The 20,824-nt window shown below is 70.2% G+C and carries 21 protein-coding genes; 11 read left to right on the top strand and 10 right to left on the bottom strand.

What is annotated here, in order from left to right; translation table 11 throughout:
- The first annotated feature begins 74 nt into the window (after positions 1-74).
- The gene (locus tag ND450_RS22885; protein WP_253320789.1) at positions 75-1,439 is read left to right on the top strand and encodes a GMC family oxidoreductase; all 1,365 of its coding nucleotides are present in this window, start codon (positions 75-77) and stop codon (positions 1,437-1,439) included.
- Positions 1,429-2,019 (top strand): malonic semialdehyde reductase, encoded by a 591-nt coding sequence (locus ND450_RS22880; RefSeq protein WP_089922456.1) that lies wholly within the window; start codon positions 1,429-1,431, stop codon positions 2,017-2,019. Before ND450_RS22885 ends, ND450_RS22880 begins: the two co-directional genes overlap by 11 nt.
- A 56-nt stretch (positions 2,020-2,075) precedes the next feature.
- On the opposite strand, the gene ND450_RS22875 is transcribed toward ND450_RS22880, so the two are convergent.
- The 6 genes from ND450_RS22875 to wrbA form a co-directional block, all read right to left on the bottom strand.
- Entirely contained in the window at positions 2,076-2,912 is an 837-nt protein-coding gene (locus tag ND450_RS22875) for an SMP-30/gluconolactonase/LRE family protein (protein WP_253320788.1), read from the bottom strand.
- A gap of 31 nt (positions 2,913-2,943) precedes the next feature.
- Positions 2,944-3,999, bottom strand: a complete 1,056-nt coding sequence (locus ND450_RS22870; protein ID WP_253320787.1) for a winged helix DNA-binding domain-containing protein — start codon at positions 3,997-3,999, stop codon at positions 2,944-2,946.
- Positions 3,996-5,069 (bottom strand): winged helix DNA-binding domain-containing protein, encoded by a 1,074-nt coding sequence (locus ND450_RS22865; protein ID WP_253320786.1) that lies wholly within the window; start codon positions 5,067-5,069, stop codon positions 3,996-3,998. Before ND450_RS22865 ends, ND450_RS22870 begins: the two co-directional genes overlap by 4 nt.
- An 84-nt stretch (positions 5,070-5,153) precedes the next feature.
- On the bottom strand, positions 5,154-5,972 hold the full coding sequence (locus tag ND450_RS22860; protein WP_253320785.1) for an SDR family NAD(P)-dependent oxidoreductase: 819 nt from the start codon (positions 5,970-5,972) through the stop codon (positions 5,154-5,156).
- A 78-nt stretch (positions 5,973-6,050) separates the two neighbouring features.
- Positions 6,051-7,073, bottom strand: a complete 1,023-nt coding sequence (locus ND450_RS22855) for a ketoacyl-ACP synthase III family protein (RefSeq protein WP_089922461.1) — start codon at positions 7,071-7,073, stop codon at positions 6,051-6,053.
- Positions 7,074-7,661: an NAD(P)H:quinone oxidoreductase gene (gene wrbA / locus ND450_RS22850; protein WP_089922462.1), complete on the bottom strand. Its 588-nt coding sequence runs from the start codon at positions 7,659-7,661 to the stop codon at positions 7,074-7,076. It lies immediately after the preceding gene.
- Between the two features lie 110 nt (positions 7,662-7,771).
- Here wrbA and ND450_RS22845 point away from each other — a divergent pair, with 110 nt between their 5' ends.
- Entirely contained in the window at positions 7,772-8,377 is a 606-nt protein-coding gene (locus ND450_RS22845; RefSeq protein WP_089922463.1) for a DNA-binding response regulator, read from the top strand.
- Between the two features lie 41 nt (positions 8,378-8,418).
- Here the strand turns inward: ND450_RS22845 and ND450_RS22840 are convergent, their stop codons facing one another.
- The 4 genes from ND450_RS22840 to ND450_RS22825 form a co-directional block, all read right to left on the bottom strand.
- Positions 8,419-10,650, bottom strand: a complete 2,232-nt coding sequence (locus tag ND450_RS22840; protein WP_253320784.1) for a sensor histidine kinase — start codon at positions 10,648-10,650, stop codon at positions 8,419-8,421.
- Between the two features lie 129 nt (positions 10,651-10,779).
- Positions 10,780-11,418, bottom strand: a complete 639-nt coding sequence (locus ND450_RS22835; RefSeq protein ID WP_253320783.1) for a hypothetical protein — start codon at positions 11,416-11,418, stop codon at positions 10,780-10,782.
- A gap of 29 nt (positions 11,419-11,447) precedes the next feature.
- Positions 11,448-13,709 (bottom strand): TOMM precursor leader peptide-binding protein, encoded by a 2,262-nt coding sequence (locus ND450_RS22830; protein ID WP_253320782.1) that lies wholly within the window; start codon positions 13,707-13,709, stop codon positions 11,448-11,450.
- Positions 13,706-13,885 carry a hypothetical protein gene (locus tag ND450_RS22825; protein ID WP_253320781.1) on the bottom strand — a complete coding sequence of 60 codons (180 nt, stop codon included), beginning with the start codon at positions 13,883-13,885 and terminating at the stop codon, positions 13,706-13,708. Before ND450_RS22825 ends, ND450_RS22830 begins: the two co-directional genes overlap by 4 nt.
- A gap of 209 nt (positions 13,886-14,094) precedes the next feature.
- Between ND450_RS22825 and ND450_RS22820 the strand changes: the two genes are divergently transcribed.
- The 8 genes from ND450_RS22820 to ND450_RS22785 all read left to right on the top strand — a co-directional run bounded on the left by ND450_RS22820 (position 14,095) and on the right by ND450_RS22785 (position 20,664).
- Positions 14,095-14,904 (top strand): AfsR/SARP family transcriptional regulator, encoded by an 810-nt coding sequence (locus ND450_RS22820; protein ID WP_089922468.1) that lies wholly within the window; start codon positions 14,095-14,097, stop codon positions 14,902-14,904.
- 168 nt (positions 14,905-15,072) lie between these two features.
- On the top strand, positions 15,073-15,324 hold the full coding sequence (locus ND450_RS22815; RefSeq protein ID WP_089922469.1) for an acyl carrier protein: 252 nt from the start codon (positions 15,073-15,075) through the stop codon (positions 15,322-15,324).
- Positions 15,325-15,358: 34 nt separating this feature from the next.
- Complete coding sequence (locus tag ND450_RS22810) at positions 15,359-16,294, top strand: aromatase/cyclase (RefSeq protein WP_253320780.1); 936 nt, start codon at positions 15,359-15,361, stop codon at positions 16,292-16,294.
- An 18-nt stretch (positions 16,295-16,312) separates the two neighbouring features.
- Positions 16,313-16,498, top strand: a complete 186-nt coding sequence (locus tag ND450_RS22805) for a hypothetical protein (RefSeq protein WP_253320779.1) — start codon at positions 16,313-16,315, stop codon at positions 16,496-16,498.
- Positions 16,499-16,523: 25 nt separating this feature from the next.
- On the top strand, positions 16,524-17,204 hold the full coding sequence (locus tag ND450_RS22800; protein ID WP_253320778.1) for a hypothetical protein: 681 nt from the start codon (positions 16,524-16,526) through the stop codon (positions 17,202-17,204).
- Positions 17,201-18,469 carry a beta-ketoacyl synthase gene (locus ND450_RS22795; protein WP_089922472.1) on the top strand — a complete coding sequence of 423 codons (1,269 nt, stop codon included), beginning with the start codon at positions 17,201-17,203 and terminating at the stop codon, positions 18,467-18,469. Before ND450_RS22800 ends, ND450_RS22795 begins: the two co-directional genes overlap by 4 nt.
- Entirely contained in the window at positions 18,466-19,680 is a 1,215-nt protein-coding gene (locus ND450_RS22790; RefSeq protein ID WP_089922473.1) for a ketosynthase chain-length factor, read from the top strand. The genes ND450_RS22795 and ND450_RS22790 overlap by 4 nt, the downstream gene beginning before the upstream one ends.
- Positions 19,681-19,746: 66 nt before the next feature.
- Positions 19,747-20,664, top strand: coding sequence for an acyltransferase domain-containing protein (locus ND450_RS22785; protein WP_253320777.1), 918 nt, complete (start codon positions 19,747-19,749; stop codon positions 20,662-20,664).
- Positions 20,665-20,824 lie beyond the last annotated feature (160 nt).

Genomic DNA, 20,824 nt, shown 5'->3' with positions numbered 1-20,824 from the left:
GCCTTGAGAGGTGCCTGAGCCACCTCAAGGCACGTGCGAGCGCGGGTGCAGGGCGCACTGGCTGACTTGGGGCCATGGCTGACTTCGACGTCATCGTGGTCGGCAGCGGCTCGGCGGGCGGCGTTCTGGCGGCACGGCTGTCGGAGGACCCCTCGCGGCGCGTGCTGCTGCTGGAAGCGGGACCTGACGACCCCGCCGCGGGCCCCATGCACAACTGGATGTACCGGTCGGAACCGCAGATCGGCGGTGAGCCGCTGAACCTGCCGCGCGGCAAGATCGTCGGCGGCTGTTCGGCGGTCAACGCGTGCATCGCGTTGCGCGGTGCGCCTTCCGACTACGACGCGTGGCCGGGCGACTGGTCGTTCGACCGCGCCCGGTCGTACTTCGAGACCGTCGAGTCGGTCGTGCCGATCCGCCGGCCCTCCGACGACATGACCTCGACGAACCGCGCGTTCGTCGAGACCGCCGTTTCCCTCGGCATGGAACGGGTCGAGGACCACAACGCGCCCGGTGCCGTCGGTGCCGGCCCGGTGCCGCTGAACGAGGTCGGTGGCGTGCGGCAGAGCACGGCCGTCACGTACCTCGCGGCCGCCCGGTCGCGGGAGAACCTGACGATCCGGCCGAACTCGTTGGTGTGCAAGGTCCTGGTGCGCGACGGCCGCGCGGTCGGCGTGGTGCTGCTCGGCGGTGAGACCGTGGCGGCCCCGACGGTCGTGGTCGCCGCCGGCGCGTACGGCTCGCCCGCGGTGCTGATGCGGTCGGGGATCGGGCCGGCCACGGCGTTGTCCGCCCTGGGCATCTCGGTCGTCGCGGACCTGCCGGTGGGGCAGGGGTTGCAGGACCACCCGCTCGTCACGGTGAAGCTGATGGGCCGCGGTCCCGCGCTGTACCAGGCCGTCGCCACGACGCCGTCCGGCCTGCAGTTCCTGCCCGGCGCCCCGTCGCCCGCCGAGACGACCGGCGCCAACCTGATCATCTCGGTGGCGCTGCTCAAGCCGACCTCGCGCGGCCGCGTGTGGCTGCGCTCGGCCGACCCGACCGACGCGCCGCACATCGACCTCGGCCTGCTGCGGTCCTACGAGGACAGGGCGCTGATCCGGTCCGGTGTGCGCGACCTGCTGCGCCTGGTCGGCACCAAGCCGTTCGCCGGGGAGATCGACGGCCCTCCGCTCAACAGCCCGCCCGCGGACCTGGCGGACGACCAGGCGCTCGACCGGTGGATCTTCGCGAACACGGGCACGTACCACCACGCGGTGGGCACGTGCGCGATGGGGTCCGTGGTGTCACCGGACGGGCAGGTGCTCGGCGTGGACGGCCTCTGGGTCGCCGACGCCTCCGTGATCCCGGAAGTGCCCGCAGCCAACACCAACCTGCCCACCATGATGCTCGCGGAGCACGTCTCCGCGGTACTGATCGAGGAGTCGCGCAATGTCGCTTGAGCTGGACGCCGCCGCCCAGGACCTGCTGTTCCGGGAAGCCCGCACCGCCAACACGTTCTCGTCCGACCCGGTCTCCGACGAGACCTTGCAGGCCGTCTACGACCTGGTGAAGTACGCGCCGACGTCGATGAACCAGCAGCCGCTGCGCATCGTGCTGATCCGCACCGACGACGCCCGAGAGCGCCTGGTCAAGACGATGTACGGCCCGAACGGCGCCAAGGTCGCGCAGGCGCCCCTGGTCGCGATCCTCGCCGCGGACCTCGAGTTCCACGAGCTGATGCCGCGGGTGTTCCCGCACTTCCCCGAGGCCAAGGACATGTTCGCGGACCCCGCGATCCGCGAGGCGTCGGCGATCCAGAACGGCACGCTGCAGGCCGCGTACTTCCTGCTCGGCATCCGGGCGGCCGGGCTGAACGCCGGCCCGATGATCGGGTTCGACGCGGAGGCCGTGAACCGGGAGTTCTTCCCGGACGGCAAGCAGAAGGTGCTGCTGGTGATGAACATCGGCAAGCCCGGCGAGAACGCCTGGTGGCCCCGGTCGCCGCGGCTGGAGTACGACGAGGTCGTGTCCGCCGCCTGATCCCGCCGGACGACGAAGGGCCTCAGCCGCGAAGGCTGAGGCCCTTCACCCGTTCCTCACGGCTTCGGTCGCGGGATCGCCACCGACGTGTAGCTCGTCTGCGGTGTCGCCTCCGTCGTGAACCGCCCGTTGATCACGTACAGCAGGTCGTCGTGCAACGCGAGCGAGCTGGGGATGTCGAACCGCGGGTCGCTCACCCGCCGCAGCACCTTGCCGACCGTGCCCTCGTGGTTGAGCCGCAGGAGCGCGACCTCGTTGCGCACACCCATCGCCACGTACAGCAGGTCGCCGTCGAGGACCATGCCGTCGCAGTCCATGAGGTCCTCACCACCGAGGTCGACGCTCGTGGCGCGGCCGGTGGTGGTGTCCACGTGGAACAGTCCGCCGGTGTTGGACTGGTTGACGAGCAACGCGGTGCCGTCCGGCGTCTGGCAGATCCCGTTGGCGTTGAAACCCTCCTCGAGGTACTCGATGTCACCGCTGAGCGCCAGCTGGGAGACCTGGTCGGGCTCCGGCAGCTCGCCGTTGCCGCCGAGCGGGAGCTTCCACAGCACCGGGATGACCGAGTCGGTGGCCCACGCGGCGGTCGGGGTGAGGGCGAAGTCGTTGACCAGACCCGCCAGCGGGTAGGAGGCCAGGGTGGCGCCGGAGGCCGCGTGGATCACGTGCGCGTCGCCCGCGAAGCCGCCCGCGATGAACAGGCGGCCCCTGCGGTCGAGCTTCACGCCGGCCGAGGCGGTGCCGGGGCCGGGGTGGATCAGCCTGCCCTCGCCGGTGATCAGGTCCGCGCGGTAGATGGACCCGTCGGCCAGCGAACCGAAGTACGCGAACGGACCGGGCCCGATCGTCATCGACTCTGGCCGGAATCCGTCCGGCAGCGCGATCGTCGTCATACCGGCCAGAAAACCGCAGCTCGCTCCAGGTTCACTCGAAGATCACGGCGTGGTCCGCACCCGGAGCGACGAACTCCAGCAGCCGCAGTCCCTCCGCCTCGACCAGCGCGCTGTCCCGTTTCAGGAGCCGCTGGTACGGGGAGAGGGACAGGGTTCCCTTCGCCACCTTCCAGGTACCGCTGACGAACCCGTCGACGGTGAAGCCGCCGCGGGTGGACGAACCGTTGAAGCCGGGGGAGGTGATCCGGGTGCGGTCGGCGTGCGAGAGCGCGACGTTGTCGAACTCGGGCAGGAACCGCGGCGGCGCCGGGGTGTCCTCGTCCGGCCGCGGCGAGTCCTCGTGGTCGAAGAGCGTCTTGCCGTTCTCGTCGGTGAAACGCCGCAGCGGCAACCGGTCGAACACCTCGGACAACCTGGTGAGACCGGACCACGTCTGCGCGTCCTGGACGCTCGCCGGTCCGAACGCCCCGAGGTAGCGGGACACCACCTCGGTGATCGACGGTGCGGGCAGGGACTCGGCGCCGAGCCAGGTGTGCAGCGTGGCGTGGTCGCCCCGGCCCTGTGCGACGCCCCAGACACCTCGCGGGGGGATCTGCGCGAGCGGGACGAGCAGCTGCACCGCGTACGCCAGGGCGGTCGCCTGATGGCCCGGCCAGCGTTCCTGCAACAGCTTGCCCAGATCCTCGCGTGTTCGCGGTTCCTCTTCGAGCAACGAACGGCCGAGGTCGGCGAGTTCGCCGGGGTCGATGCCGGCGATCTGCTTCCCGTTGTGGCCGGTGAAGTTCACGCGGTCCAGCACGGGTTTCAGCAACGGCCGCAACACCAGCGCGTCGCGGGCGCTCACGAGGTGGATCGTGCCCCTCATCAGCACGAGGCGGACCGCGGAACGGTCCTCCAGGGTGGCGGCGAGGGCGGCGGGCTGAAAACCGCTCACCCGCGACCACAGGCCCACGTACGGCGACAGCGGCACCTGGGACTGCATGCCCACCAGGTGTTCCACCACCTCCAGAGGTGCCTTCTCGCTGCGTTCCAACAGGAACTGCCGGGCCAGCAGCGCCCGGTTCAACTGCCGTGCGGAGAGCTTCACCCGACCACGAGCTCCCGCGTCGTCGCGTCCGGAGCGGCGAAGCGCATCAGCGCGTCGGCCTCCTGCTCGACCACCTTCAGGTCCTTTTTGGACAAACTCTTGAACAGCGTGAGCGTCAGCGTCGCCGTCTTCTTCTGCTCCTTGAGCTTCCAGATCCCGTGCACGAACCCGTCGACCAGCAGCGTGGCCGCGATGCCCGCGCCGACGCAGACCTTCTTGCGGATGTCGTCGTCCATCACGCGAGTGCGGTCGAAGTGCGACACCATCAGGTTGTCGTACTCGGGCAGGAAGCGGACCGGCGCCGGCGTGTCCCCGTCCGGCCGGGGCGCGTCGCGCAGGTCGTAGAGCTCCTGGCCGGTGTCGGACCGCAGCACCTCCAGCTCGGAACCCATGTCCCCGAACACCTTGGCCATGAACGTCAGCCCGGTGAACGCCTGCAGGTCCTTGACGGTGGCCGGCCCGTACGCGGCGAGGTAGCGGCGCACCAGGTGCTTCGGGTCCGGGGCCTTCGCGAGCTCGCGGTCGAGGAACGGCTCCGCGAGCGTCGACGGCACCGACCCGCCCTTGCCCCACGGCGGCACGTGCACCAGCGGCACCAGGTACTGCACGGAGTACGCCAGCGCCAGGGGATCGCGGCCGGGGAACCGCTCGCTCATCGACTCGCGCAGCTGCACCTGCGTCAGCGCCCTGCCCCGCAACAGCTTCCTGCCGTGCTCGGCGACCTCACCGAGGTCCAGGCCCTCGGTCTCGCGGCCGAAGAAGCCCTTCTGCGCCCGGTTGAGCACGGGCTGGAGCAGCGGCCGCAGCCACAACAGGTCCGTCGTGGTCACGAGGTGCATGGTGTAGCGCATCAACGACGACCGCACGATCTGGCGGTCCAGGATGAGCTTCGAGAGCTCGTCGCGGTCGAAGTGCTCCAGGCGTGCCCACAAACCGATGTAGGGCGGGAACGGCAGCTGCGCCTGCAGCCCGACGAGCTGCTCGGTGGCTTCGAGCACACCGAGGTCGTGGCGCTGCAGCAGGAGTTGGCGCGCGAGGGTGGCTCGGTTGATCGCGCGGCGGTCCAGCACGGGAAGGCCTCTCTGTAAACGCGGAAACGCGGCCGTCACCGGAATCTACCGGTGACGACCGCTTCAGGACGGGAAGGACGCAGTTCAGGCAGCGTCGCCCTCGATGCGGGAGCGGAACCACGACATGAACAGGTGGTCGGTGCCCGCGGTGAGGTCCTGGCCGCCGTCGATCGTGATGATCTGGCCGGTGACCCAGGAGCTGGCGGGGCTCGCGAGCTGGACGATCCACGGCGTGATGTCCTCGACCGTGCCGGTGCGGCCCAGCGGCATGATGTCCGCCAGCGTCGCGAAGATGCCGTCGGTCTCCTCCTCGTTGAGACCGTTGGCCGCGTAGACCTCGGTGCGCACGCCGGCCGGGGCGACGGCGTTGACCCGGATGCCGAGCGGGGCCAGCTCGCGCGCCCACGTGAGCGTCAGGCTGTGCATGCCGGCCTTGCTGGCCGCGTACAGCGCCGCGCCGGGCTCGGGGTTGTGGCCCGCGACCGACGAGACGAACACGATGTTGCCGCCCGGCTTGGCGAGGAACTGGTAGAGCGCGCCGGTGAGGCGGACCGGGCCGAGCAGGTTGATGTTGAGCAGCTCGTTGCTGGCCTTCTCGTCGAAGTACTCGGCCAGCGTGTTGCGGAAGATGCCGGCGTTGTGCACGAGCACGTCCAGCTTGGCGCCGTTGGTCTCGACGGCGTCGGCGACGGCCTGCGCGCCCTCGGCCGTGGTGACGTCGGCGGCCACGGGGACGATGTTCGGGTGCAGCTCGGCGACCTCGTCCAGCCGCTCCTTGCGGCGGCCGGTGATGATCACACTCGCGGCGCCGAGCTTCGCGAACTCGACGGCGGCGTGCTTGCCGATGCCGGTGCCACCACCGGTGACGACGACTCGCTGGCCTTCAAACGGCTGGTCGGACATGGTCTGGGTTCCTTTCGAAAGCCATCGGGTGTCACACATATCCAGCCAAAAGCGTCTGGCATCTCACTTGAGCGGCGGTCAGGCCGCCCAGGACGGCTTCGCGTCGATCTCCAGCACGGCGCAGCCCCAGCTGTACCCGGCGCCCACGCCGAACAGCACGACGCGCTGCCCCGGACGGGCCTGACCGGTGTCGACCAGGTGCCCGAGCCCGGCGAACTGGTCGCCCGCGCCGAGGTGCCCGACCGTGCGGCTCCACTCCCACGTCGTGCGCGAGGTGTCGATGTCGTACGGGCGCAGGTAGTTCACGTCGAGGCGGCGCCGGCCGAAGTGCGGCAGCACCACCCAGTCCGCGTCACCGATCTTCATGTCCGCGTCCGCCAGGGCCTCCTCGACGGCGGCGGCCTGGCCCGCGTTGGCGCGGTTGATGCCGAACGAGAGCCCGTACTGCCTGGCGAACGAGTTCTTGGCGGCCTCGAAGTCCACCGGCATGCGGTGCGAGAACGGGGCGAGCCCCATCGGTTCGTCGCCGCGGTGCAGCGGCTCGAGATCGGAGTCCGCGTTGATGGCCAGCGAGAGCAGTCGCGCGTACCCGCCTCGCCGCGACAGGACGACCGCGCTGGCGCCGTCCGCGTAGGGCGTACCGGGGTCGGTGCGCCACCGGTCGATGCCGGGCAGGCAGAACCGGTCCGCGGTGGTCAGCAACGCGTCCCGACCGGGGCTGAGGTACCGCACGGCGAGGTCCAGCGCGGCCATGCCGCCGTTCGACATCTGCCGGATCTCGAGCGCCAGGCAGTTGTTGCGCACGGTCTCGCGCTGGATGTAGCTGCCGACCGGCCACAGGTCCTGACCCTGGTGGTAGGTGGTGGCGTGCAGGATCAGCTCGACGTCGTCCCCGGTGCTGCCGGCTCGCGCGAGTGCCTGCTGGGCCGCCTTGACGCCCATCTCGGCCGCCGACTCGTCGGGCGAGTAGGCGACGCTGGTGACGTCCGTGCGGGCGACCAGCTTCGGCTCGCACTCGCCGGAGTCGATCGCGTCCTGCACCCTCAGCGTCGCGGGGAGACGGATCCCGTTGCCCCGCAGGTAGATGCCTTCGACGCGCACTCAGACCTCCTTCAGCGCACGGGCGACCCGCACGACCCGGTCGGCCTGCACGCGGGCGGACTGCAGCGCGACCTCGCCCACCGGCTTGGAATCCGAACCCAGGACGTGAGATGTGCCGTACGGGTTCTCGTTCAGCCCGGGCGGCACGATGATCCCGCCGAAGTGGCAGACCATGTTGTGGATGGAGACGATCGTGGTCTCCATGCCGCCGTGCGTGCTGCCGCCGGACGTGAACGCGCTGTACACCTTGTTCGCGAGCCGCCCCTGGAACCACGCGGGACCCAGCGTGTCGATGAACTGCTTGAGCTGCGCGGACATGTTGCCGAACCGGGTGGGCGTGCCGAACAGGACCGCGTCGGCCCACAGCACGTCCTCGACCTGGGCGACCGGCACGTCCTCGGTCTGCCGGAGGTGCTCGGCCCACGCCGGACGCGAGTCCACGGCGGCCTGGGGCGCGAGTTCGGCCGCCCTGACCAGCCTGACCTCTGCTCCCGCCTTCTCCGCGGTCTCGGCGATCTCGGTGGCGATGCGGTGGATCGTCCCGGTGGACGAGTAGTAGACAACGGAGACGTTGACGCTGCGTTCCATGGCGGGATCCCTTTCGCAGGCAGGTCCCCACCACCGTTGCCGGTGCGCCTCGACGCGGCGTCGAGCGCGGCCTGAACGCCGGGGGATATGGTTCTCGCCGGAGGGGCGCAATGATCAGGGTTCTGCTGGCCGAGGACATGCACATGGTGCGCGGTGCCCTCATCGCGCTGCTCAACCTCGAACCGGACATCGAAGTCGTGGCCGAGGTGAGCTCGGGGGACAAGATTCTTCCCATGGCGCGGCAACACAAACCGGACGTGGCGGTGATCGACATCGACCTGCCGGTCCTCGACGGCCTGAGCGCGGCCGCGAAGATCCGGGAGACGATGCCGTCGGTCCGCACGCTCATGCTCACGTCGCTGGGCCGCCCCGGCACGCTGCGCAAGGCGCTGGCGGCCCGCGTGGACGGGTTCCTGCTCAAGGACGCCCCGCCCGGCCAGCTCGCGGGCGCCATCCGCGACGTGGCGGCGGGCAAGCGCGTGGTCGACTCCCAGCTGGCCCTCGCCGCCTGGGACCGGGGGGAGTGCCCGCTGACCGACCGCGAGCTCGAAGTGCTGCGCCTGGCCGCGGCCGGGTCGGACGCGCCGGAGATCGCCGTGGCGCTGTCGCTGTCGACCGGGACCGTCCGCAACTACATGACGACCATCATCACCAAGCTGAACGGCCGCAACCGGGTGGACGCGATCCGCATCGCGGAAGAAGCCGGCTGGATCTGAGCAGGCAGCGGCCGGGGAGGGCGCCTCCGCGCGACACCGCCTCAGCTGCCCAGCGGGATCTCGGCGTGCAGCCGGAACGTGCGGTCGGACGTCGGGCCGGCGTCCAGGCTGCCGCCCAGCGCCCCGACGCGCGTGGTCAGGTTCCCGATGCCGCTGCCGTCACGGGAGTTCCGGTCCATCGTCGGGATGCCGTCGTTGATGATGTCCATCGTCACCAGCCGCGGCGAGCTGGACAGCACGATCTCGCAGCGCTCGGCCTTGCTGTGCCGCAGCAGGTTCGTCACGCCCTCGCGCAGCACCGTCGCGAGCGTCACCCGCACGTCGACGGGCAGCCCGTCGCACGGGTCGATGCGCACGGTCACGTCGATGTCGGCCGCCGACAGCAGCGCCTGCGCCGACTGGGTCTCCTCGTCCAGCGACAGCTCGCGGTAGCTCAGCGCCACGGACCGCACGTCCGCGAGCGCCTGCCGGGAGATGTCCAGCACCTCGCTGAGCTCCTGGCGGGCCCGGTCGGGGTCGATCGTGAGCAGGCGGTGGGTGAGCTCGCTCTTCAGCGTGATGGCGGACAGGCTGTAGCCGAGCAGGTCGTGCAGGTCGCGGGCGAACCGCAGCCTCTCCTTCGTCACGGCGGCCGTCGCGAGCTCCTCGCGCGCCTCGTGCAGCTCGCTCACCATGGACCGCAGGCGGGCCAGCGCGTACAGCACCAGGCCGTGGTTCATCGCGGCCATGACTCCCCACGCGACGTACACGGCGTCCTGCCCGAGCACGCTGAAGACGACGCCCTGGCCGGCCACGACGACGAGGAACCCCACCCAGCCCGCGGCACGGGGCAGCAGGAGCGCGGCCGACCCGGCGATGAAGCCCGGCAGACCGATGAACGGGCTGCCGTACACGAACTGCGGCACGTACACGCAGACCGCGAGCGCGCCGAGCACCGCGGCCGTCCGCGCGGGGGTCAGGTGGACCTGTGGACGGCTCACGAGGCCCAGCACCAGGGCGATCATGCCCGCGATGCTGACCAGGGCGACCGCGATCCCGAACGGTCCGAGCAGCTCGTAGTCGTGGAACGACAGCGTCGCCGCCATGAGGCCGTACCCGACCACCACGGACGTGACGAGCACGTGCGCGAACCGCGTCGGGATCGGCAGGCCCGCCGTGCCGCGCTCGCCCGCCGGTTCCTCCGGAACGGGGGTCGCCGGCACCTCGGCGTGCAGCCGGTAGGTGCCGTCCGGGGAGGTCTGGGCGGACAGGGACCCGCCGATGCCCGTGGTGCGGGTGGCGAGGTTAGTGAGGCCGCTGCCCCTGCCGGTCGTGGTCTCGCCGGGAGCGCCGTCGTTGACGATGTCGATCGACACCCGGTGCGCGTCGCCGGAGATCCTGATCGAGCAGCGGGTCGCGTCGCTGTGCCGCAGCAGGTTCGTCACGCCCTCGCGCAGCACCGTCGCGAGCACCGTCCGGGAGCGCGGCGACAGCTCACCGCAGTCGAACTCGATCGTCGTCGCGACCCCCGCCGCGGCCAGGACCGACCGCGACGACTCCACCTCGTCGGTCAGCGACAGCTCGCGGTAGCTCGACGCCACGGCACGGACGTCCTTCAACGCCTCGCGGGCGATGGTGAGGATCTCGGTCAGCTCGCGCAGCGCGCGTTCGGTGTGCTGCCCCACCAGCTTGCGGGCCAGCTCCACCTTCAGCGTGATCGCGGACAGGCTGAAGCCGAGCAGGTCGTGCAGGTCGCGGGCGAACCGCAGCCGCTCCTGCGACACCGCGAGCTCGGCCAGTTCGGAGCGGGCCGTCTCCAGCTGCCCGACCAGCGTCGGCAGCCGAGACAGGCCGTAGACGACCAGGCCGGAGACCACCGGTGTCAGCACGTAGTAGGCGAGCTCGGCGAGGTTCGCGACGTACAGGTACTTGATCCCGCCGTTGGTGAGCGCCACCGCGGCGAACACGAACCACCGCACGCGTCCCGGCAGGACGAGCAACGCGCTGCCGGCGAAGAACCCCGGCATGCCGGACCACGCGTTGGGGAAGTAGAGGACGGGGACGAAGACCAGCAGCGCCATCGCGCCCAGTGCCAGGTACGCCCTGGCCGACCGCAGATCGGCCCCCGGCCGCGAGAACACCCGCAGCTGCAGGTACCCGATCGAGAACAGGCAGGCGAGCGATCCGACGACCCGCACCGGCGTGACGCCGGCCTGCAGGACGTAGAAGAAGGCGTTTCCGAGGTAGTTGGCGAACACGACGCTGATCACGACGTACGCCAAGCGACGGGACACGGATGAGCGTTCCTGTCGCAGTGTCACAGCAGCAGCTCCCACGCGAGGGTCTGGACGCGGCCATGATACGGGCGCTTCCTGGGAAATCTCGCGTTTCGCGGACCTCGAACGGAGCAACATGGCGGCGTATCAACACCTCGGGACGACGAGTTGCGCACCGGCGAGATAGGCGACGACGTCCGCGACCAGCGTCCTGCTGACGTGCAACGCGTCCGAGATGTGCGCGATGGTGGTCTCGCCGTCGAGCAGGGACTTCGCGATCTCCGTGGCGGGCGCGCTGTGCAGGATCACCTGGTACTGGCGTCCTCCGCAGGTCAGGGCCTGGTCGCCGTTGAGCCGCTCGATCTCGGTTCCCGGCCGCATGGACACGGTCTCGTGGTCGCCGATGTGCGGCAGCGTGAACACGGCGTCCCCGGTCACGGCCACGACGGACAGGATGGGGCCGGCGCCGTCGTCCATGCCGAGCGACGGCACGACACATCCACCCAGTTGGTCGAGCGTGTTCTTCAGCTTGCGCCAGATCAGGCACGGTCCGCCGCCGGTCTTCCAGCGCACGAAGTTCTCGTGCAGCGCGGAGATGTTCTCCAGGGCGACGGGCCCGAGACTCATGCGGTGCAACGCCTCCCGCACGACCGGGCTGGTGTCCGCGAGCTGGATCGCGCCCCATCTGCCGTGCACGGTGAGGTGCTCGGCGCTCTCGTCGACGAAGGCGTCCTCCAGCAACGACCACAGCGGACGTCCCGTCGGGACGTGCGATTGCGTGGGCACCACGGCGCTGCTCCGCTCCGGCAGGTGGTTCACATGAACAACGGGATCGGGTTGAGCTCGTCGTACCGGCGTGGCCGGTTCAGTCGCCCCAGTTGTACGGGTACGTCGTAGAGGCGCCCTTGAGCGAACCTCGACCAGAAGTGGCGCAGCCCCGGCACGACGACCCTGACCACCGGGAGACCGAGGTCGGGCCTGGTCTGGTCGAGCACGAGCACCTCCATCCCGCGCGCCTCCAGGGCGTCCCGGATGCCGCGGATGTCGTCGGCCAGGTCGTCGCGGTGCTGCTGGTCGTGGTGCGACGCGTCGTGCGGTGCGACGGCCGGATCGGGTGCCAGCCAGGGCTGCTCGGCGACCCGGATCTGCTCGAACCATGTTCTCGTGTCGGTGTCGAACGAGTCCAGGTCGGTGGCGCCGCAGACCATCGGCATGCACTGGTTCAGCTCGGTGAGCGCCCTGCGTGCGGCGATCCGCGGGTCCAGGTGCGCGCCGCAGCCGAGCATGACGTCCTCGCGGCCGCCGTCGGTGCGCCGCGACAGGGCCACCATCACGGGCACGCCGAGGTCCGCGGTCACGTCGAGCAGCCACACCTCGCGGCCGAGACCGGCGTGCACCTCGCGGCACTCGTCGATCCACCGGTCGCGGAACGAGTCCAGGTCGACACCCGGCACCGGCGTGCGGTTGTACCACCAGATGGCGACGGCGTCCCGTTCGACTAGTTCCAGCAGCGCCTGCAGCACCGCGTCCTCGAGGCTGCTGCCGGCGGCGCACCCGTTGGAGTTCGCCGTGACGCTCGGCGGGCAGGGGGCGCCGAAGTACGACATGCCGGTGGGCAGGTACCTGTGCCGCTGCTCGGTGAGCGACCAGTACGGGGTCCAGCTCATCACCTCGTCCTCGTCGAACGGGGTGGTGACGTGCTGGAACTTCGAGTGGGCCGCGTTCCAGGCGTCCCTGCCGGCGAACTGGCGCGGGTCGTAGAGCTGCACGGCGCCGGGGTGGACCGCCCGGTCGCCCAGTGACCGGTAGCTGCCGCTCACCTGGGCCTCGTCGCCGCAGAACGTGCCGCTGCGCCGTTCCACGGCCTCGCACAGGGCGCCGACCTCGGCGTCGATCGGCGTCACGCCCTTGCCGCCGGTCTCCGTCCGCAGTGACGAACGCAGTCCCTCGATCCCCTCGCCGTCGGCCGCGATGTTCGAGCCGGACCAGAAGGAGTTGAAGAACGCGGGGCCGGTGGTGTTGCGGCGGATGTCCCGCACGATCCCGGTGAGCGGGCCGACGAGGTGCCGGTAGGTCTCGAGCACCTCCTGGGGCGACGCGGACCGGTGGCCGCCGCCGGAACAGGAGCGCTTCCTGCGGCTTTCCAGCCGGACGGGCTCGAACGCCCTGCGCGCGACCGCCTCCGGGTCCCCGCAGCCGGGGCACTGCGGGCGGACCCGCACCTCGTGCTGCGCGACCTTCATGGTGAGGCTGTCGTAGCTCCAGATGGACCGCTGCGCGTCCTGGCGCAGGCCCGCGAGCCACTTGGCCGCCTCGACGGAGGCGATCTCGAGCGCGGTCGCCCGCAGCGACGGCAGCCCGATGGTCGCGCGGGGTGCGGGACCGCGTTCCCCGCACCGCGCCCGCACGTGGGCCTCCGCCGACCGGTTGGCCGACAGCCTCGTGGCGAGGCACCGCCAGCACGGGCCGTCGCCGGGCGTGAAGAAGGGACCCACGCACACCTGTGCGCCGACGGGCTTGAGCAGCAGCCAGGGGGTACCGGCGGCCCGGTGCGCGGCATCGAGTTCGCGGAGTTCGGGAGCCAGGTAGTCCGCACACGCCACGACCGTCAGGTCACCACTCCCCGAGGTGACCGCCAGTCCGTTGCGGTGCAGCGCGTCCACGACCGCGTCGCGGTCGATGTCGCCGATCGTGACGACGGAGACGAGCGACGTCGTTGTCGCCGCCACCGCGTCCGCGGGATCGAGGCCGGCCGCGTCCCAGTACGCGAGTGAGGCCTCGATGTCGGCCGAAACGTCCTCCGCACCCCTGCAGCTGATCAGTCCCGCCGCGGTGAGCCGGGCGAGCATGCGTTCGACCTGGTCCGAGGTCAGGTCGGCGGATGCGTCGCGCAGCAGCGCCGTGAGGTCGCGGGTGCCGTCGAGCAGCAGTGCGAGCGTCTCGACGTGCGGGCCCTGCAGCGCCGTGACCCCGGATTCCCCGAAGAGGTACACGGCCTCGCCCCGCACGATCTGCGGCCGGAGGTGCCGTTTGAACCCGATGCGTCGCGCATCCGGCTCGGCCAGGTCCTCTCTCATGCCGCGAGGACTTCTTCGTACCTCACGAACGACCGGGTGCCGGGAGAGGTGGCGCACCAGTTCATGGGCAGGAAGTCGGCCGAGGACTCACGGTCGAACTCGTAGATCTTCACGTCGGCGGAGTCGTCGACGGCGGTGATGGAAACCAGGTGCTCCACGGTGGCGGTGGGGTACATGTTGAACTCCGATGTTTGCGACCGAGTTGACGTGGGTAATCATGAGGACTTCGGCTAATGGCCTGGTAGTTACCGCTTAACGCGCCTCGGTATGAAGTTTTCATACCCCCGCCGGGGAGAACTCACCCGAGATCGATGGCCGGTGCACTAACGGCGCCCCCACCTGCGGACCACACTGGTTCTCAAGTTCGAGCAGAAGGGGGACGGCGATGCACATCAAGGTCCTGGGGCCGGTCGAGGCCAAGGTGAACGGCCGATCGGTGACGCCGTCGGCGGCCAAGCCGCGGCAGATCCTGGCGCTGCTCGCGCTGCACTCGGGTTCGGTCGTGTCCGTGCCGACCCTCATCGAGGAGCTGTGGGACGACCGCCCGCCGCGCAGCGCCCGCACCACGTTGCAGACCTACATCCTGCAGCTGCGCCGGCTGATCGGGGACGCGCTGGCCGCGTCGGACGAGAGCGGCGCCAAGGAGGTGCTGGTCACGCGCTACGGCGGCTACCTGCTGGACGTGCCGGAAGAGGCCGTCGACGTGCACGAGTTCGAACGGCTGGCCCGAGCGGGCCAGAACGCCTACGACGCGGAGGACTTCGCGGTCGCGTCGAGGCTGCTGCGGTCGGCGCTGGACATCTGGCGCGGTCCCGCCGTCGTCGACGTCCGGCCGGGCATGCCGCTCAGCGTCGAGGTCGTGCGCCTGGAGGAGTCCCGGCTCGGCGTGATGGAGATGCGCATCGAGGCGGACATGCGGCTGGGCAAGCACAAGGCGTTGCTCAGCGAGCTCTCCGTGCTCACCGTGCAGAACCCGATGAACGAGAACCTGTGCGCCCAGTACATGATCTCGCTCTTCCGCGCGGGACGGCAGTGGCAGGCCCTGGACGCGTTCCGGGCGTTGCGCCGCACCCTCGTCGACGAGCTGGGGGTCGAACCGTCCGCGCGCCTGCAGCAGTTGCAGCACGCCATCGTGACGTCCGACCCGCGGCTCGACCGCGCCGAAGCCCGGCAGTTGCAAGGACTTCTCGCCTAGTCCAACGCTCAAGCGGCCCCCGCCACACTGTGGCGGGGGCCGCTTTTCGTTGCACCCCAAGCATTTCCGGGTGATGGGTTCGAGGAACCCTCCACCGGACTACCAGCGCACCCTGGCAACCTCACTGGTGGGGCGAGTGGATACGCCCGGTGAGGAAAGGAAAAAGCCGTGAGCGCACTGACCATCGAGGGTCTCAAGGAGATCCTCAACGAGGCCGCCGGCGATGACGACTCGTTCAAGGCCGGCCAGGACATTCTCGACACTCCGTTCCTCGAGCTGGGCTTCGACTCGCTGGCCCTGCTGGAGACGGTGGCGCTGATCAAGCGCAAGTACGGCGTCGCCGTCGGCGACGACGAGCTCGCGCACCTCGAGACCCCGCGCCAGCTGCTGACCAAGGTCAACGGGGACATCGCGGCCTGACCGCGGGCCGAGCCGAGAACGGAGACACGGGGACATGACGCACACCACCACGCACACGGTCATGATCGGTGCCCCCGCCAAGGTGGTGTACGACCTGATCGCGGACGTCACGCGCTGGCCGTACATCTTCGGGCCCACGGTGCACGCCGAGGTGTTCGAGACCGACGGGCCGACCGAGCGGCTGCGGCTGCACGCCTTCGCCAACGGTGACGTGCGCACGTGGACGTCCCGCCGTGAGCTGGACTCGGCGAACCTGCACGTCAAGTTCGAGCAGGAGCGTTCGGCGGCGCCGGTGAAGTCGATGGGAGGGGAGTGGCGGATCACGCCGATCGCCGACTCGGCGACGCGCGTCGACCTCCTGCACCACTTCACCGTCGCCCAGCCGGAGGCCGTCGACCTCGTGCTGAGGGCGGTGAACAACAACAGCGACGCCGAGCTCGCGGCGCTCAAGCGTGCCGCCGAGTACGGCGACGAGTACGACAAGCTGGTGCTGTCGTTCTCGGACAGCATCACGATCCACGCGACCCGCAAGGACGTGTACGAGTTCCTGTACCGGTCTGACCTGTGGCCGCAGCGCCTGCCGCACGTCGCCCGGCTCGACCTCACCGAGGCCGTGACGGGCGTGCAGTCCATGGAGATGGACACGCGCAGCCCGGACGGCTCGATCCACACGACGCACTCCGTTCGGGTGTGCACGCCGCACGACACGATCGTCTACAAGCAGACCAGGACGCCGCCGATCATGGCCGCGCACATCGGCAGGTGGACGTTGCGGGACATCGGTGACGGCATCGAGGCGGGCATCGAGGCCACCTCGCACCACACCGTCGTCATCCGTCCCGAGGTCGTGCAGGAGGTGCTCGGCGCGGACGGCACGCTCGAGCGCGCCCGTGAGCTGATCCGCCACGCGTTGGGCACGAACAGCCTCACGACCCTGCGGCACGCCAAGGAGTTCGCCGAGAACGGCTGATCTGTGAGGTGGTGGGCGATGGGGCTGGTCGGTGTGGACCTGTTGACCGCGGCGGCTCGTGCTGCGAGCCGCAACGGCCTGCACGTGGTGTCGATGTACCTGGAGAAGGCCGCGGCCGAGCACCAGCGCAAGGGCTGCCCGTCCGACGTGGCGCCCTGCGCCCAGGAGATCGAGGCCTCCCGCGTGCTGCTGTCGGGGTTCTGACGAGACGAAGCGCGAGGGGTTCTGGATGGAGCTCTACGACATCTCGCTGCGCCGCGCCGGCCCGTCCGTCACCGACAGGCTGGTCGCGGCGCGGCACCTCGACGCGCTCGGCGTCGCGTTCGTCGACGGCGGCAGGCCGGACCGCCGGTTCTACCACCGGGCGGCCGTCGAACTCCGGTTGCGGACCGCCACGCTGACCGCCTCCGGCCGGCCGGAGGACCTCACCGCCCTGCTCGCCGCGGAGACGACCGCGGTGGCGGTGGTTGTTCAGGGGCACGGCTTCTCGGTCCTCCGCGAAGCCGTGCACCAACTCGTGCGCGCCGGACGGCGAGTGGTCGTCGAGGCGCGGGACTTCTTCGACGGCTGGCTGATCGACCCCGAACACGCTTTGGAGGTCGTGCGGACAGCCGCGGAGGCCGGGGCGGACACCGTGGTGCTGCACGACACCGCGGGTGCGTTGTGGCCGGACCAGATCGGCGAGATCGTCGAGTCGGTCGCGGAAACCGGTGTGCCCCTTGGTTTCGGTTGTCCCGACGACGGCGGATCGGCGGCGAAGCAGTTGTTCGCGGCCGATGCGGGGGCCGGGCTCGTACAGGGGTCCTACGCCGTCGTTCGAGGTGGCCTCGATCGGGCCGTCTCACCATTGCCCTGTCCGAGATTGGAGCAGACCGTGTCCGCACAGAAGGCGATTGGAGGTGTCCGATGAGTCGTCGCGCCGTCATCACCGGGGTGGGCGTGGTCGCACCTGGTGGCATCGGAACGAAGGCGTATTGGAAACTGCTGTCCGAAGGGCGTACGGCGACTCGCAACATCACGCACTTCGACGCGTCTCCGTACCGCTCCCGCATGGCGGGAGAAGCAGATTTCGACCCAGTGCGCGAAGGCCTGACACCGCAGGAGATCCGCCGGCTCGACCGGGCCGCGCAGTTCGCGGTCGTCGCGGGTCGTGAGGCGATGTCCGACTCGGGCATCGAGTTCGACCAGCTCGACCCGGGCCGCATCGGCGTCTCGCTCGGCACCGCCGTCGGCTGCACGACCTCGCTGGAGCGCGAGTTCATCGTCGGCTCCGACCGGGGCCGGTACTGGGAGGTCGACCAGTCCTACGCCGTCCCGCACCTCTACGACTACTTCACGCCGTCCTCGATGGCGACGGAGCTGGCGTGGACGGTCGGCGCGGAAGGCCCGGTGTCCGTGGTCTCCACGGGCTGCACCTCCGGCCTCGACTCGGTCGGCTACGCCGCCGAACTGATCATGGAGGGCTCCGCGGACGTCGTCGTCACCGGCGGCACCGAGGCCCCGCTCTCCCCGATCACCGTGGTGTGCTTCGACGTGATCCGCGCGTCGAGCACCCGCAACGACGACCCCACCACGGCGTGCCGGCCGTTCGACAAGACCCGCGACGGCCTGGTGCTGGGCGAGGGTTGCGCGATCATCGTGCTGGAGGAGCTCGAGCACGCCCGTGCCCGCGGCGCCCACATCTACGGTGAGATCGGCGGCTTCGCCTCGCGGTGCAACGCCTATCACATGACGGGCCTGCACCCCGAGGGCATCGAGATGTCCGACGCCATCAACATCGCGCTGAAGCAGGCGCGGGCGGACGCCACGGACGTCGGGTACATCAACGCCCACGGGTCGGGCACCAAGCAGAACGACCTGCACGAGACGGCCGCGTTCAAGCGTTCGTTGGGTGCGCACGCCTACAAGACCCCGGTCTCCGGCTTCAAGTCGATGATCGGGCACTCGCTGGGCGCGATCGGGTCCCTGGAGATCGTCGGCTCGCTGCTGGCGTTCGAGCAGGACCTCATCCCGCCGACGGCGAACCTCCACGAGCCGGACCCCGAGTGCGACCTCGACTACACGCCGCTGGTCGCGCGCGAGAAGAAGGTCAACACGGTGCTGACCGTGGGCAGTGGTTTCGGTGGATTCCAGAGCGCCATGGTGCTCAAGAAGGTGGAAGGGGCAGGCCGGTGACTCGGGCGGTGGTGACGGGAATCGGCATCGCGTCGCCGAACGGGCTGGGGCCGACCGCGTACTGGCGGGCGACCCTGCACGGGGAGGCGGCGATCAAGCCGATCACCCGGTTCGACAGCGCGAACTACTGGGCGAAGATCGCCGGCGAGGTGCCCGGCTTCGAGGCAGGGCGGCACCTGCAGGGCCGCCTGCTGCCGCAGACGGACCACATGACGCGGCTGACACTGGTCGGCACGGACTGGGCGTTGCGTGGTGCGGGCGTGCAGCCCAACGACATCCCGGACACCGACATCGCGGTCATCACCGCGGCGACGGCGGGCGGGTACGAGTTCGGCCAGCGCGAACTGCAGAAGCTGTGGCACCAGGGCCCCGAGTACGTCTCGGCGTACCAGTCGTTCGCGTGGTTCTACGCGGTCAACACGGGCCAGATCTCCATCCGGCACGGCACGCGCGGTCCCGGCGCGGTGGTCGTGTCGGAGCAGGCCGGTGGCATCGACTCCATCGGGCACGCGCGGCGCCAGCTGCGCAAGGGCGTCCAGCTGGCCCTCACGGGCGGCATGGACTCGTCCCTGTGCCCGTGGGCGTGGGTGGCGCACCAGGCGTCGGGTTGTCTGTCCCGCAACAACAACCCGAAGCGCGCCTACCTGCCGTTCGACCGCGACGCCTCCGGGTACGTCGCGGGCGAGGGCGGCGCGATCATGGTGCTGGAGACGCCGGAGTCGGCGGCCGAGCGTCCCGGCACGCGCATCTACGGCGAGATCGTCGGGTACGCCTCGACGTTCGACTCGCGGATGCCGTCGCGGGAGCCGGGCCTCAAGCGGGCCGCGGAGCTCGCGCTGCGCGACGCCGGCATGGACGCCTCCGAGATCGACGTGGTGTTCGCCGACGCGGCGGGCATCCCCGAGCTCGACAAGGCCGAGGCCGAGGCGATCAAGGGCATCTTCGGGCCGTACGGCGTGCCGGTGACGGCCCCGAAGACCATGACCGGCCGGCTCTTCGCCGGTGGCGGGTCCCTGGACGTGGCGTCGGCGATCCTCTCCATCTACTGGAGCGCGATCCCGCCGACCGTCAACGTCGAGAACCCGGTGCCGGAGTACGAGATCGACCTCGTGATGAACGAGGCGCGGCACGGCAAGGTCAAGGCCGCGCTGGTGCTCGGCCGCGGCAAGGGCGGCTTCAACTCCGCCATGGTGGTGCGCGAGTACAGGTGATGTCATGCCTCGGGGGCCGTGAAGGTGTCACCTTCACGGCCCCCGAGCCGTTTCTGGAGGGGACTTGTGGACGTAGCACTGATGTTTCCCGGGCAGGGGTCGCAGTACCCGCGGATGGCGGCCTCCCTGTACGGCACGGACGCGGTGTTCACCTCGGTGGTGGACGAGGTGTTCGAACTGTTCGGCGAAGTGGGCTCGATCGCCTGCGACGACTGGCTTTCCGGTGCCGACGTCGACCACGTGTCGCGCGCGCAGCCGTTGCTGTTCGCGATCGACTACGCGCTGGGGCGCACGGTCCTGTCGTGGGGTGTGAAGCCCGTCGCGCTGATCGGGCACTCCGCCGGCGAGGTCGTCGCGGCGACGCTCGCGGGCGTGTTCTCGCTGGAGGAAGCGGTCTCCCTCGTGCGGGACCGGGTGGTGTCGGCCGTGTCGATCCCGTCCGGCGGGATGCTCGCGGTGGCCGCCTCCGAGGCCGAGATGCTGCCGTACCTGCAGGGCGATGTCGCGATCGCGGCCGTGAACTCCGCCCGCCAGACCATGCTGGCCGGCTCGGACGCGCCGCTGGCCGAGGTGCGCGCCCGGCTGGAGGCGGACGAGTTCATCGTCGTGACCGTGCCCGCCACCACGCCGTTCCACAGCCCGGCGATGCAGCCCGCCGTGGACGAGGCGCTGGCGGCGTGGAACGTGTCGCCGCGCGCCCCCGGGATGCCGGTGTACTCCGGGTACACGGGCACGCTGATGACCGAGCACGACGCGACGTCGGCGCGGTTCTGGACGCGTCAGCTGACCGACGCCGTCTACTTCGGACCGGCGCTCAACGACCTGCTGGCGATGTACGACGTGCTGCTGGTCGAGGCCGGTCCCGGGCAGACGCTGACGTCGTTCGCGCGGCGCACCAAGGCGGTGCGGCACGGCGCTTCCCAGGTGCTGCCGCTGCTGGACGCCTCGGACTCCGTCGAGACCGCACGCGCTCGCTTGGTGTGAGCACATAAAAGGGCCGCCCTCGGGAAGGAGGGCGGCCCTTTTGGCGTTCATTCAGTGGTGTGACTCAGAACGTTGGCGGCGTATCCGCGCTCAGCAGGGCACCACGACGCACCCGTCTGAGCACGAATACACCGGCAACGTTCCGAGCCACGCCACTAAT

Origin of the sequence: Lentzea sp. HUAS12, from assembly GCF_024125735.1 — a bacterium.
Lineage (GTDB): Bacteria > Actinomycetota > Actinomycetes > Mycobacteriales > Pseudonocardiaceae > Lentzea > Lentzea albida.
The sequence above is the reverse complement of the archived record's forward strand: the minus strand, read 5'-3'. Positions and strand labels throughout refer to the sequence as shown.